General features: G+C 62.2%; 9 protein-coding genes and 1 pseudogene. 4 read left to right on the forward strand and 6 right to left on the reverse strand.

All coding sequences use genetic code 11. From position 1 onward, the window contains the following. Positions 1–112 precede the first annotated feature (112 nt). From WBP07_RS30470 to WBP07_RS30490, 5 genes and pseudogenes are all read right to left on the reverse strand, one after another. On the reverse strand, positions 113–1,732 hold the full coding sequence (locus tag WBP07_RS30470) for an alkaline phosphatase D family protein (RefSeq protein WP_395396977.1): 1,620 nt from the start codon (positions 1,730–1,732) through the stop codon (positions 113–115). Positions 1,733–1,761: 29 nt separating this feature from the next. Next, positions 1,762–3,207, reverse strand: coding sequence for a TonB-dependent receptor domain-containing protein (locus WBP07_RS30475; protein WP_395396978.1), 1,446 nt, complete (start codon positions 3,205–3,207; stop codon positions 1,762–1,764). Between the two features lie 830 nt (positions 3,208–4,037). Further along, a pseudogene (locus WBP07_RS30480) lies at positions 4,038–4,964 on the reverse strand (carboxypeptidase regulatory-like domain-containing protein); the annotation flags it as partial. A gap of 187 nt (positions 4,965–5,151) precedes the next feature. Further along, on the reverse strand, positions 5,152–6,201 hold the full coding sequence (locus WBP07_RS30485) for a dihydrodipicolinate reductase (RefSeq protein WP_395396979.1): 1,050 nt from the start codon (positions 6,199–6,201) through the stop codon (positions 5,152–5,154). Positions 6,202–6,270: 69 nt separating this feature from the next. Beyond that, the gene (locus tag WBP07_RS30490) at positions 6,271–7,023 is read right to left on the reverse strand and encodes an SDR family NAD(P)-dependent oxidoreductase (protein WP_395396980.1); all 753 of its coding nucleotides are present in this window, start codon (positions 7,021–7,023) and stop codon (positions 6,271–6,273) included. A gap of 335 nt (positions 7,024–7,358) precedes the next feature. On the opposite strand from WBP07_RS30490, the gene WBP07_RS30495 reads away from it, so the two are divergent. Continuing rightward, on the forward strand, positions 7,359–8,102 hold the full coding sequence (locus tag WBP07_RS30495) for an SDR family NAD(P)-dependent oxidoreductase (RefSeq protein ID WP_395396981.1): 744 nt from the start codon (positions 7,359–7,361) through the stop codon (positions 8,100–8,102). 67 nt (positions 8,103–8,169) lie between these two features. Here WBP07_RS30495 and WBP07_RS30500 read toward each other — a convergent pair whose 3' ends face one another. Beyond that, positions 8,170–8,751 (reverse strand): TetR/AcrR family transcriptional regulator, encoded by a 582-nt coding sequence (locus WBP07_RS30500; RefSeq protein WP_395396982.1) that lies wholly within the window; start codon positions 8,749–8,751, stop codon positions 8,170–8,172. A gap of 125 nt (positions 8,752–8,876) precedes the next feature. On the opposite strand from WBP07_RS30500, the gene WBP07_RS30505 reads away from it, so the two are divergent. From WBP07_RS30505 to WBP07_RS30515, 3 genes are all read left to right on the forward strand, one after another. Continuing rightward, positions 8,877–9,194 carry a 2Fe-2S iron-sulfur cluster-binding protein gene (locus tag WBP07_RS30505; RefSeq protein WP_395396983.1) on the forward strand — a complete coding sequence of 106 codons (318 nt, stop codon included), beginning with the start codon at positions 8,877–8,879 and terminating at the stop codon, positions 9,192–9,194. A 50-nt stretch (positions 9,195–9,244) separates the two neighbouring features. Further along, positions 9,245–10,825 carry a cytochrome P450 gene (locus tag WBP07_RS30510; RefSeq protein ID WP_395396984.1) on the forward strand — a complete coding sequence of 527 codons (1,581 nt, stop codon included), beginning with the start codon at positions 9,245–9,247 and terminating at the stop codon, positions 10,823–10,825. Between the two features lie 172 nt (positions 10,826–10,997). After that, positions 10,998–13,505 carry a TonB-dependent receptor gene (locus tag WBP07_RS30515; RefSeq protein WP_395396985.1) on the forward strand — a complete coding sequence of 836 codons (2,508 nt, stop codon included), beginning with the start codon at positions 10,998–11,000 and terminating at the stop codon, positions 13,503–13,505. Positions 13,506–13,570 lie beyond the last annotated feature (65 nt).

The raw sequence follows: 13,570 nt of genomic DNA on the forward strand, positions 1-13,570 counted from the left end.
ACCAGACCAAGCCTGCCTTTTCCGACGCCCGCTCTATAGCAGGCTGTCACTGCGCTTCAATGGGCAATGACGGCGGTCTTCGTCACGCGCGAAGACCGCCGTTCGGAGATGCCTATGCTGAGAAGCTGCGACGGCCATGGTCCACATGCATGCGATGGGTGTCGGCCAGTGCCGCCGTGCGGTCCTTGATCGTCTGCATGAACAGCCACTCACCTGTCACCCGCTGCGGGGTGATCTCGATCATCATGTAGCCCCGCCGGCTGGTGTCGGCCCAAGCCAGTTCGGGATTGGTTTCGATAAATCCCTGTGCGACCATGCGCGGATCGGCTGCAAAGCTGCCTTCCAGTCCGCCGGAGGTGACGCTGTGTCCGGCGAATTCCACGCCAGCGGGGCGGCCATCCTCGACCAAAGAGAAGGCCCAGGCATTGTGACTGTCGCCCGAGAGCATGACCAGATCGGCATCCGCCTGCTGCGCGGCGTGGAGCAGGCGCGAACGTGCGGCGGGATAGCCGTCCCACCGGTCCATCCACATCGGCAGGCCATGGCGGGCGGCACGCACGTTATCGCGAAATTCGGCGATCACGCGCGCGCTGGCGTCGGGCTTCAGCCAGTTGGGCGCATCCTTGGGCATCAGGGTTCGACCGATGATCGTGCCCATTCCCACCAGTTGCCATGCGGTGGAGCGGGCGTTGGCTTTCAGGCAGTGGGCCAGCCAGCTTTCCTGCGTGGATCCCAGCATCGTTGCGGAAGGATCCTGCCAAGCGCCATCGCGGAAGGCGGTCAGCGCTGCATCGGGATCGGCGGCCTTGAGCGCGGCGCCGATGTCCGCCTGCCGGGTGCGGGCGAGCAGGCGGGATTCGGTGCGGTAGAGCGTTGCCAGGCTGCCGATCGGATAGGCCTTCCACGGCTCGTCGCTGACCGGCATCCATTCGCGATAGACCTGCATTGCGGCGGCGCGGCGCGGGTTCCAGTCTCCTTCGGTGGCTGGCTGGTGGTTCTGGGCGCCGCCCTCCCAGCTGTCGTTCGCGGATTCGTGGTCGTCCCAGAATGCCACCATCGGGGCGTTCTGGTGCAGGCGTTGCAGGTCCGGGTCGGCGCGGTAGCAGGCATAACGCTGGCGATAGTCGACTATGGCAAGGATCTCGCGATCGGGTTCCAGCGTGCGCCCGGCGATCACCGGGCCGTGGTACGAAGCCGGGCCGTACTCGTAGATGTAATCGCCGACGTGCATCCACAGGTCGAGGTCGGACCGCTCCGCCGCATGGCCGTAGGCGTTGAACCAGCCCATCGGCAGGTTGGAGCAGGAGAACACCGCCAGCCCGAAGCGCGCGGCATTGCCTTCGGGCAGGGTCTTGGTGCGGCCCACCGGCGATCGGCTGCCGTCGGGCGCGATGAAGCGATACCAGTAGACGGTACCCGGCTTCAGCCCGTCCAGCGTGATCTTCGCGGTCCAGTCCCGCCAGGCGCCGGTGCGGACGGCGCCGGCCGAAACCACTTTCGCGAATTCCGGATCGAGCGCGATTTCGGCGTCGAGCCGAATTTCGTCCCCCGCTGAGGCGACATAGCGCGTCCACAGCAGCATGGAGTCCGGCCCAGGCTCCCCACTTGCGACGGCGTGGGTGAAACCCGCCGCCGCCTGCTGCGCGAAAACCGCACCGGGCGCGAGCATCAGCGCGCCAAGGCCAAGGCTGCCGCCCAGCACCAGGCGGCGGCGATCTAAAGTAAGGTACATGGTTGTTCCCGATTGTCGGAGGGGCAGGGTCAGAACTTCACCTTGATCGCGGCATTCCACATCGATCCGTAGACGCTGTAGAGCTGTACGCGGCTGCGGATGTTGGAATAGACGATGTCGGGCGCATTGGTGATGTTGCGGCCGGCCACTTGCAGTGAAATCTGGTCGGTCACCTTGTAGGTCGCGCTGATGTTCCACAACGTGCGATCGGCATGGTAGAGGATGCCGTTTGCCGCTGTTGCGGGCGTGTTGCTGAGCGCGCTGGTCCGATAGTGAGACTGGAAATTGCCGGTCAGCTGGAAGTCGATCGGCCCCAGACCGTAGCGCACGCCCCAGTTCGCCGAATAGTTGGGCAGGTTCACGCGCACTCCGTCCGGATCGACCCAGGTGAACGAGCCGCGAAGCCCCAGCCCTTTCAGCACGCCGGGCAGAAATGTCAGCTGCTGGTCGTATTCCACGGTGACGCCGTTGGTGCTGCTGGTGCCCGGCTGATTGACGGTGCTGACGAAAGTATAGCCGCTGTAGTCGCTGGACGAAAATCCGGCATCCTCGGGGTCGATAGTGACGCCGGTGACCTGCATGTCCTTGACGTCGAGGTGATAGAATGAGACCGCCGCGATCCCTGCGGGCTCAAGGTAATATTGCAGGCTGGCGTAGTACTTCGTCGAATGCTCCGGCTTCAGCAGCGGGTTGGGCACCGTCACCATCTGAGTGGTGTCGTTCACGGAGATTGCGCCGCCGACATTGCCGTAATCCGGCCGCAGGATCGCCTGGCTGAAGGCGACTTGCGCCACCAGATGGCGATTGAAATCGTACTTCAGGCCGCCGCTCAAGAACCAGTCGTCATAATGGCCTTTCCGCCAAACCTGCTCGCCGTTGTAGTATTGGTAGTTCACGTAATCGACGGTGTTTGCGGTATAGCCGGCGGCGACGACTTCCTTCGCGGAGCGTGTCTGAGTGACGAGGGCGCCTTGCCGCGTCGCCTCGTAGCGCAAGCCAAGGTCGAACCTCAGCTTGTGGAACTCGCCCTGGATTTCGCCATAGCCGGAGGTGATCGTTTCGCGGACGCGCTTGTTGTTCAGGTAGTCGCGCTGCAGGTTCCCCACCGTATCGGCCACAAAGTACTCTGGATGCTGCTGGAACAGCGCCCAAGTGGCGTAGTTGCTGTCCGCCCGCCAGTTCTGGGCATTGAGGTTGCCTGCGTCGAAGCCGACGATGCCGAACTGGTAGTTCTGCGTTGCCGGTAGGATCGAGCCGGTGGTCGGGTTGACGTAGTTATAGAGGTTGTAGGATCCTTCGTTGGTATGCCACTCATTGGTGCGGATGCCCCCGCCTGCCAGCACCGTCGTGCGCACCGGGCCGGCGTCGAACTTGCGCTTGATGTCCAGATTGCCGCCGTACTGGTGATCCACCGCGTCGGTTCGGATGAGCGCACGGTATTGCTGACGGTTTTCCAGTTGTCCGGATCGCCCCACGAAGGGCCTGCCGTCTGCGTCAGCGTATAGGCGGGGGATTCCGTGGAATCACGGTCCAGCGTAAAGCCGATGCCCGAATCCTTGGTATCGTCGCGGACGAAGAAGCCACGGCTGCCGTCGCGGAAATTGTATTCTGAGCTGGAATAGGCCGCGCGCAATACCACTTCCCACTTGTCGTCCTTGTACTCCAGCTTGGGCGTGAAGATCATTGCCGGCGTGGCGGCGTAGCGGTGCGAATACTGGGTGTTGACGCTGGTGTTCGTGCCGCTGGGATTGACGACGATATGCGTGCCTGTCGAATCCGCGGTGGCATAGCTCTTGGTCGATGTGCCGAATTGCAGATAGGTATACTGGTTGAAGTATTCTACGTCATAGAATGAATACGTGCCGCGCAGCGAAAGCGCCAGCTTGTCCGAGAACTTGTAGTCGATTGCCGCGTTCACCGCCTCGCGATGGGTGAACTTGGGGCCGGGGCGCCACATCACCTGATAGGGCAGTACGCGCCCGTCGGCGAGATAGGACCAGTCTGTCTGCACACGGTCCTGTTCCACGAAGTTCGCGTTGTAGCTGCCGCTGATCGCCACGCCCAGACGTCCGTCGAGGAACACGTCGGCATAACTGGCCTGCGCCGAAGGGAAGATCGTTGCGTGCTTCTTGTCGTCGGGCATGTAGATCTGCGCCAGATGCGAATCCGACGTGCCGATGGCGCCGATCTGGATCTGCAACAGCCGCTTGCGACGCTCGAACGCATATTTGCTGACGAGGTTGATCGTTCCGCCCGGTGCGTCGGCGTCCAGGCCTGCGGTCAGCGTATTGTTCAATTCGATCCGCGAGATGCCGGTGATCGACATCTGCTCGAACGAGTTCTGGCGGCCGGCGTTGTTGTTGGATGTCGCCGTGGCCATGCGGGCCCCGTCGGTCGTGAAGGTAGAATACTTGGGATCGAGACCGCCGATGCGCACGGCATTGGCGTCGACCTCTACATAGTCGAGCGAGATGCCCGGCATGTTCTTCAGGAACTCGCCGACGTCACCCATGGTCAGCGCGCCGAAATTGTCTGCGTCGATCACGGTCATCGCGTTCATTGCGGTGCGGCGCTTCATCAGCGCGGCGGCCTGGCCCGAACGCGTACCGACGACGGTGATCGCCTGGCTGTCCTCTCCATTGGCGCTGAACGTCAATGGCTGCATGTCCACCTTCAGCGAAGCCGGCGATCCCGCTTCGACATGGACGGTCTGCGAAAAGTCCCTCAACCCGGTGTAGCGCACCACTACGTTTACATCGCCTGCGGGTGCATCGCCGATGCGAAAGCTGCCGTCCTCGTCCGAGTGGGCGACGATCTCGGTCCCCTCGATGCGGATTTCGGCATTGTGCAGGTAACGGCCGGTGGCGGTGTTGGACACGCGACCGGTTACCGCGCCCTTTTCCCGTCCACCCTTGCGTGTGCCGACCGGGTTTGATCGCAGCGTTACAGTCTGGCCGTCGTCGCCCACGATCTGGAGGCGCGAACCGGCTATCAGCCGCCGCAGAGCATCGCGCGAATCCATGGATCCCTTGATTGCCGGCGTGCGTACGCCCGAAAGGTCGCGTGCGGACGCGACAATCTGGACGTGGGCTTGACGGGCGAATTCCGGAATGGCGGTGACGGCAGCCTGGGGCGGAATATCGAATTGGCGTATTTCCGCATGTGCCGGTGCGGCGACTGCCAACGCAGCGATCACCGCCGGCCCCGCAAGCATCGAATGGCGAACTGACATGTACTTTACCCTCGATTATTGACGGCCGAGACCGTGTTCGAGGGCTAAGAGCCAGTTCAGGCGAAGCTTCCGCCATCCGACGATAAAATTTTTTTCATCAATCGGATAGCGGACATGCGGCAGAGATTCATTTCATCGGGCAGGCATCCGGTGCAGAACTTGCGCCCCATACGAAATAACGGACAGTTCAGCCCAGCGCGGCAGCCACTTGTGGAAGGTCCGCGGTGGTCAGGATGCCCGGCGGGGCGGCGCAGATATAGGGGATGGCGTTGACCGGCCGATGCGCGGTGAGGTTGGGCAGCGTGGCCTGACGTTCCGAAACCGGAATGGGAAAGCCGATGCTGATGTCCAGCGGCGTATCGCCTTCCACGGTCACGCGCCAACCATCCGGACGCAAATCCCACGCGGGTTCGAGATCGGGCGTGACGAACCAGTTGCATCGGAATTGCATGACCGGCTGGCCATTGCGCAGGCCGGTGGTCACCATGCGTTGGGCCGCTACGGATCCGGCCGGGATGGTCGTCCGGTGTAGCCTGGTCGGCTGCCGGGCAACCGCGACTTCGCTGCTGACCTCAAACCTGTCGATCGTCACGCCCAGGGCGTCGGCCAGGGCGCGCAGCGAATGGTTGAAGACTTCGTCCCGTTCATGGAATTGGCGATCCGCAAAGGCCTCCGGACTTTCACCGAAGCCCATGATGCCCAGCAGCATTTCCTCCGAGCAGCCGTCGATGCAATTGGCGAACTCGTCGATCCGCAGCAGGTCCAGGCGCCTTGCCAGCGAAAGCAGGACGACCGGCAGCGCTTCGGTGATGAAACCCGGGCTGCTGCCAGAAGAGTGAAGCGAACTTCCGCCCTTGTGGCAGGCGGCCTCGATCCGCTCCCTGATGTCCGCCGGCATACTGGCGGGGTGAAAGAATTCGGCCCGGGTAGTGGCGATATTGATGCCGTTTTCCAACAAGCCGCAGACATCGTCATAGTCCGTCTGTTCCGGCATGTAGAGCACGCAGTCCGGCTTCAGGGCGAGGATGGAGGCAATGTCCCGCACGGCTTTCACACCGGTCTCGGCCATGCCGCACAGTTCGCCCGCGTCCATGCCTTCCTTTGCGGGGGAATAGACCTTCACGCCCACGAGTTCCAGGTCCGGGTGGCCGATCACCGCGCGCATGGCTGCGGACCCGACGGTTCCGGTGGCCCATTGGACGATGCGAAGCGAATTGGCAGTTGCAGTCTTTCCCATCGGGCCAGCTTTCCTTTTTTGTCTTTCCTGGAAATGGCCGGCAGGTGCGGGCACTTGCCGGCCGGAGCATCACCCGATGAACATGCCGCCGTTCACGCCCAGCACTTGCCCGGTGACATAGCTGGCGCCGTCCGAAGCGAGATATTCGCAAGCGGCAGCGATATCTGCCGGCGTACCGGGGCGGGGGATGGGGATATGCTGCGAAATAACCTCCAGCGGTGGGAATGTACCGGCGGCAATCCCCCGCTCAGCCATCGGCGTGGCCACCACTGAGGGCGGGATCGTGTTGACCGTGATGCCATTGGCCGCGAATTCGCGGGCGAGCGCTCTGGTAAGGCCGATGACGCCGCCTTTCGCTGCGGCGTAATGCGCGCGATCGGCAGCGCCCGATTGGGCGGCCTGCGAGGAAATGGTGATGACCCGGCCCCATCCGGCTTCGGTCATATCCGCCAGCGCGGCCTGTACGGTGTTGAAAACGCCGGTCAGGTTGATGTCGATCATCCGCTGCCAGGTCGCGGCCGAAACGTCGAGAAACCGGATGCTCTCGCTGATGCCTGCGTTCGCGACGACGATCGCAATGGGCCCCAGCTCGCGGCGGATGTCGGCATAGGCTGCGTCGATCTGATCGCGGTCGGTCACGTCCACCCTGCGGGCAAGGACGGTTGCGCCTTCCTGCCGCAGTGCCGCCGATTCCCGTTCCAGCGCCTCATCCTGCACGTCCAGCATGGCAACCGGATGCCCCTTGCGCGCGAACATCTGGCTGACGCCCAGACCGATTCCGGATGCGCCGCCGGTAACCACGACAACTCTATTGGCAGTCATTGCTTTTCCCTCTCCTGACGATTCTTGTCGGACGCCTTGCGCGAGCAATGGCTACGTTCTCGAAGCCATCGCCCGGCAGGCGCTTACGTAATTTATGCGATATGGTGGCGCACAACTTGCGCGAAGTCCAGCCCGTAGTTAGGCAAGGGCCGCGAATCGATTTTCTCGAAACGAAGGCGCGGCACGCCCCACAGGATCACTGGACACGGTCAACGCCGTGTCCGGTGCGGACGAAAAGGCGGATGCCAAAAAGGGGAGTTGAGACTATGCCTGTTCCGGATGTTTCCGATCGTTCCATTGCCGATCTCGTGTCACTTGCAGGCAGAAGCGCCGTCGTGACCGGGGCTGCCTGGGGACTTGGCAAGGCCACGGCGCGGCGGCTCGCCGAAGCGGGGGCAGCCGTGCTGATCGCCGATATCGACGAGGAGGCTGCCGCGCAGACGGCCAGCGAGCTGGCGGAACGCTATTCCGCGAATGTAAAATCCGTCTGCATGGATGCGGCGGATTCGGGTTCGATCACGGCGGTGGCCGATCTTGCTGAAAGGCTGTTTGGCGGATTGGATATCTGGGTGAACAACGCCGGGATTCCGTCTTTCACGCCGTTGCTCGACCTGGATGACGAGGAGTTCGACAACGTGCTGGCGATCAATCTCAGGGGCGCCTTCGTCGGTGCGCGAGAGGCGGCGCGCCGGATGATGGCAAGGCAGAGCGGCGGGGTGATCGTCAATGTCGCGTCGCTTGCGGGCGTCATGGGCATTTCCGAAGGACAGGCGGCCTATTGCGCCTCCAAGCATGGCGTGGTCGGCCTGACCCGGCAGATGTCCATTGAATTGGCCGGGCACGGTATTCGCGTGCTGGGCGTGGCCCCCGGCTTTTCGCTGACGGAAAAGACCATGTTCATCGCCGAATGGGATGAGGAAACAATCAAGAGTTGCCCTATTCCGGGCATCGGCGGCAGCCGTCTGGGCCGGGTAGGCGTGGCGGACGATATCGCGCGCGCCATCCTGTTCTGCGCCTCCGACCTGGCGATGTTCATGACCGGAAGCACGCTGCTGCTGGACGGTGGCGTCGCCGCCTAGTTCTGCCGCGCTGCGGCAGATTGCACGCCCGTCGCATTTGGTTGCGACGGGCGTGTTTGCGCGTCGGTCAATCGGCGGCGAGTGTCGACTTCGACAACAGCTTGTGAAGGTAGCCGGCGATATCGGAGATCGTGAAGCTCTCGCGCGGCTGATCCAACCACCACGATAACGTCTCCACGATGATTGCGACGGAACAGATCGTTCCAAGGTCCTTGGGAAGCCAGGAGCCCAACGGCTCGCGCTCCGCCGCGACCGCTTTCGCCTTTTTCAGCCATTCCTCCCGCATCGCCGGGCCGGCGCCGCCGTTGAGAAGCACGGTCCAGAGCGCGCGATGCTCGTCGATGTACTGGCAGATCGCCCGGAATGCCGTCTCGTCGCCGATGCCCACGTCGATCCGCATCGAAAGGTCGACGACGGTGGCGATCTGGTCGGCCGCGACATGTTCCAGCAAGGCTTCCTTGCTCGGATGATGGCGGAAAAACGTCGCGTAATGGATCGATGCCGTCGCGCAGATGTCGCGCACGGTGATTTGATCAAAGGGCTTCTGCTCCAGCAGGTGGAGCAGCGCATCGCGCAGCGCCTTGCTGGACCGGACGGCACGCGCGTCCTTCGGGCTTGACGCCCGTGAGGGGGTAGATGTATGCGACACTGTGTCGCGTAAGTCGGAATTCGGCATCGTGACAATCCCTCGTGACGGCACCGGCACAAGCAGGTGGGCCGGCGAGGATGCAAGTCAAAAAAACATCGGAACCTGGACAGGAGAGGGCACAGGCTGTGGCATCAATCGTTGTTGTGGGAGCGTCCGGAGAGGAGAAGCGCCTCGAGGCGCGGATCGGCCAGACCGTTATGGAAGTGATCCGGGATGCGGGGTTCGACGAACTGCTCGCACTGTGCGGCGGCTGTTGTTCTTGCGCGACCTGTCATGTCCACATCGAGCCCGGGTTTGTCGGCACGCTGGCGGGTATGAGCGAGGACGAGAACGACCTGCTGGATTCCTCCAGCCACCGCAATGCGCAGTCGCGCCTGTCCTGCCAGTTGCAGATTACCGACGCGTTGGACGGTCTGCGCGTCACTATCGCCCCTGAGGATTGAAATTTCGGAATTCCCTGCGTGCGGATGCACCGGGAGAGGAGCAAGCAGACATGACGGAACTGGCAGATCGCGACTACTTCACCGATCACGAAATCCTGGTCGATCCCTATGCCTATTTCGAGGCGGTTCGCGGCAAGGGGGCGATCTATCAGCCGCCCGGCAAGGATTACCTGATGGTCATGGGTTTCGAGGAAACCCTTGAGATCATGCGGAACACGGACGATTATTCGGCGATCATCGGACTGCAAGGTGCCTCCGCGCCGCTGCCATTCACCCCGCAGGGGCCTGACATAACCGATGCGATCGAGGGGCATCGACTGGATTTCCATGGCGGAGACCTGCTGGTCAATCTGGATGGTCACGCCCATGTTCAATTGCGCGCGCTAGTGAACCGGTTGTTCACGCCATCGCGACTGAAAGCGAATGAAGAGTTCATCCAGGCCTATTCGGACGAACTCGTGCGCGATGCCGTCGCCAATGGCAGGGTGGAACTGGTCCGCAAGATTGCAACACCTTTTGTGACGCTGGTGATCGCCGACTTGCTGGGCATTCCGGCCGAAGACCGCCAGCGGTTCATGGAAATCATCGAAAACGCTCCGCCGCCGGGCAACCTTGACGGCGAACTGGACCTGGACGCGGCAGACCACCCTTTCGTGATCATGGGCGGTTACTTCGCGCAATACGTGGCCGACCGCCGTGCGAACCCACAGGACGATATTCTTTCGGAACTTTCCAACGCGCTCTATCCGGACGGCACCTTGCCGGACCAGATGGACATCGTGAAGCTGGGCATGTTCATGTTCGGCGCAGGGCAGGACACCAGCGCCAAGCTGCTGGGCAATGCGATGCGCTACATTGTCGACCAGCCCGGCCTGCAGGACAGGCTGCGCGCCGATCCGTCGCTTGTGCCGGCGCTGATCGAGGAAGTCCTGCGATTGGAAGGGTCCACCAAGCAGACCGCACGTTTGGCCCGGAAGGATACCCGTATCGGCGATCGGGAAATCCGCGCGGGCACCAAGATCATGCTCTCGCTGGCAGGCGCCAATCGCGATCCTCGGCGCTGGGACGATCCGCAAGCGTTCCAGCTCGATCGCCCGAAGATCAAGGAGCACGTCGCTTTCGGCCGAGGCGCACACACCTGCGCGGGGGCGCCGCTTGCGCGCGTGGAGGTTCGGATCATTCTGGAAAAGCTGCTGAAGTTCACGTCGAACATCGATCTGGACGAGGCACGGCACGGCCCGCGAGGCGCGCGCAAGCTGGACTTTGAGCCAAGCTTCATCATTCGTGGATTGTCCGAACTCCACCTGAAGTTGACACCGGCCGATGGCGTGGACCTTGCCGTCAAGGCGCCGTCCATCATCCAGAAGTCCGCAACTGCACCCGTCGCGCTGGAGCATGCGACATCCGCGACTCAAGGTGCCGGCTATTCCACTGCGGATACCAAACTGGCCGTCCTCCTTAAGGACCCGGCCGCGAGAGAGGTTCTCGATCGCCATTTCCCGGGCATCACCTCGGATAAGCGAATTGGCATGGCCAAATCGATGACGCTTCGGTCGATCCAGAAGTTTGCTCCGGGGCAATTCACTAACGAAGCCCTTGATGCCACTGACGCGGATCTTGCTGCACTCTAGGAATACGCGCGCTGGACGCCGGGCGATTTCGCCCGGCGTCCAGAGGCGTGCTTGCGCTTGAAGGCCAGGCACAATCGCACTGGCGAATGGTAAGTCCAATAATCTAAAAATAGTTGACCAATGCGACACTGTATCGCATTAAATCCTCCGAAAGATAACGGGGAGGATTTGCATGCGGAAGGATATGGCTTTCGTACTGGCGGGAGTAAGCCTGCTCGCCATGGCGGCACCGGCATTTGGGCAGGACGCGCCGCCGGCAGTTGCGCCGGAATCGGCGACAAGTGCCGAAGCCGCGTTTGCCAACGAGATTATCGTGCAGGCCCGAAGAAGGGACGAAAGCCTGCAGGACGTGCCGTTGGTGGTGAACGCCGTCACGTCGGAGACGATAGACAAGCTGAACATTCGCGATTTCACTCAGATCGGATCGGTTGTGCCGGGGCTTCAGCTCACTCCGAATGCCAATGGTATCGGCACATCGTCGTCCATTCGCGGCGTCAATCATGACGTGAATGTCAGCGCCGAGAACGGCACGATCCAGTACTATCGCAACGATGCGCCGGTTCCGTCGAACTTCGTCTTCCAGACGATGTACGATGTCGGCCAGATCGAGGTGCTTCGCGGGCCGCAGGGGACGCTGCGTGGCCGATCGACGCCTTCCGGCTCCATCACGGTGACGACGCGGCAGCCCGATCTCGTCGAGCCGGGCGGTTATGTGTCGGGCACGTTCGGATCGGGATCGACGGCGAACGTCAACGCCGCGATCAACGTTCCGATCATCGGCGACGTGCTGGGAATCCGGGTTGCCGGCCTGCACAAGTTTGATCGTCTCAACCGCGTCACCAGCCTGAACAGTGATGTGAAGCCGCGCGCCGAGACGGATGCAATCCGCGCCGCAGTGCGGTTCGAACCGACCCAATGGCTGCGTTTCGGCTTCCTCTACGAAGGGATGCAGACCAATTCCTTGCGGTATGATCAAGTGCGCTCGGTCAGCCAATACAATCCGGATTACGTGCCGTCCGCCAATGCGCCGGACTATGGGGAGATCTCCCTCGGCGACTATCTGTCGGTCCAGTCGCGCCCCAGCAGCGTCTCGCAAAAGTTCCAGTTCTTCAACTGGAACGCGGAGGCTGACATCCTTGGCCAACGGCTCGTCTACGTCGGTTCCAGCACGCGGCAGCGTTACCTGAGCAATGGCGTGCGCGATCTGGCGAACTTCTTTCCCGATCTGGAAATCGCCCAGAACGCAAAGACCTGGGGCACCACCTCCAGCCATGAGATCAGGCTTCAGAACCTTGATAGGGTGGCCGGCCTGTTCGACTATGTGGTCGGCTATTTCCGTTATTCCGTGCCCTCGACCACGATCCTGAGCGACAAGAGCATCACCCAGCTTCGGCTTGCCGGTCTGGGTGTTCCGATCGCGGCGCCCAGTGTGACGGACACGCCGATCTATCTGCCCAAGGGAACGCCAACGGAAGAATCGGTCTTCGGCAATCTGACCGTGCATCTTGGCGATGCCACCGAACTGTCGGGCGGGCTGCGCCGCATCCATTTCACCGATTTCCGCGACGGCCTGTTCATCGGATGCACGCCTGAGCTTTACCAGGCGGGCTCCTGCACGCGGCAGAATGGTACCCAGTCGGACGTGCGCGAGAATACCACGATCTACAGCGCCAGCATCAAGCACCGCTTCACGCCGGGATTGATGGTCTACGCCTCCACCGGCAGTTCATGGCGCCCGCCGGTGGTCGCGGTGGGCAATTTCACCCATGCCGACTATACCCCGAACGAAGTCGCCCACGTATCGCTGCCTTCGGAAAGCTCGAAGTCTTACGAGATCGGTCTCAAGTCCGATTGGCTGGACCACAGGCTGACGTTCAACGTCACTGCCTATCACCAGAAGTTCAAGAACTACCCCTACCGGGCGGGCGGCGCAGGCATCACTTATATCAACATCAATTCCGCCGGCGCACCTACCATCGGCAACTTCAACTTCGTCAGCGCCGTGCCAGTGAAGGTGAACGGCATCGAGGCGGAACTCGATTTCAACCCGACTCCGCGGTGGAGCTTCGGCGCCACCCTCAATTATGCGAAGAGCAAGATCGGCAATGCGCTGCTGGCCTGCACCGATGCGTTGAACAACCAGACCGGCGCCGTCGGGTCGGACGGGGTGCCGGATACGGTTACGCCCACGCTTGCCCAGATGGAGCAGGCCTATGGCGACGAACGCCTGGCGGTATGTCCCGGCGGTGGGCAGAGCGCAACCTTCCAGCCGAACTGGACCGGCGTGGTGCGGGCCGAATACAACCACCCGCTTGCCAACGATATGGATGCCTATTTGCGCGGGCTGCTCAGCTGGCGCGGCAAGTCCAAGACGGACCCCAACAACGCCTTCGACGATGTGGGGGCATATGGGTTGTTCAATCTCTTCGCGGGCCTGCGATCGGCAAACGGGGGCTGGGAAATCACGGTCTATGCCAAGAACGTGTTTGAGACGACCAAGCTGATCTCGCAGGACGATCTGGCCCAGTTCACTGCGGTGACCGATGTCTATCTGGCGCCGCCGACCTTCAGCGTCGCTGGTATCGGCTCCACCGTCTACAACAGCCGCTATGCAGGCGTAACCGCCACCGCGCAGCGCGAATTCGGCGTCACCTTCCGGGTCGCATTCGGTTCGCGCTGAAAATCTCCCGACTGGGGCGGCGGCGTTGGACGGCTCCGCCCATTTTTTGGCCAGTCGGATGCCAC

Origin of the sequence: Novosphingobium oxfordense (genome assembly GCF_044029435.1) — a bacterium.
Taxonomy (GTDB): Bacteria; Pseudomonadota; Alphaproteobacteria; order Sphingomonadales; family Sphingomonadaceae; genus Novosphingobium.

Coding starts and splice junctions, on each gene's coding strand:
- WBP07_RS30470 (WP_395396977.1), bottom strand. CDS start 1,732: ATGTACCTTACTTTAGATCGCCGCCGCCTGGTGCTGGGCGGCAGCCTT.
- WBP07_RS30515 (WP_395396985.1), top strand. CDS start 10,998: ATGCGGAAGGATATGGCTTTCGTACTGGCGGGAGTAAGCCTGCTCGCC.
- WBP07_RS30485 (WP_395396979.1), bottom strand. CDS start 6,201: ATGGGAAAGACTGCAACTGCCAATTCGCTTCGCATCGTCCAATGGGCC.
- WBP07_RS30490 (WP_395396980.1), bottom strand. CDS start 7,023: ATGACTGCCAATAGAGTTGTCGTGGTTACCGGCGGCGCATCCGGAATC.
- WBP07_RS30510 (WP_395396984.1), top strand. CDS start 9,245: ATGACGGAACTGGCAGATCGCGACTACTTCACCGATCACGAAATCCTG.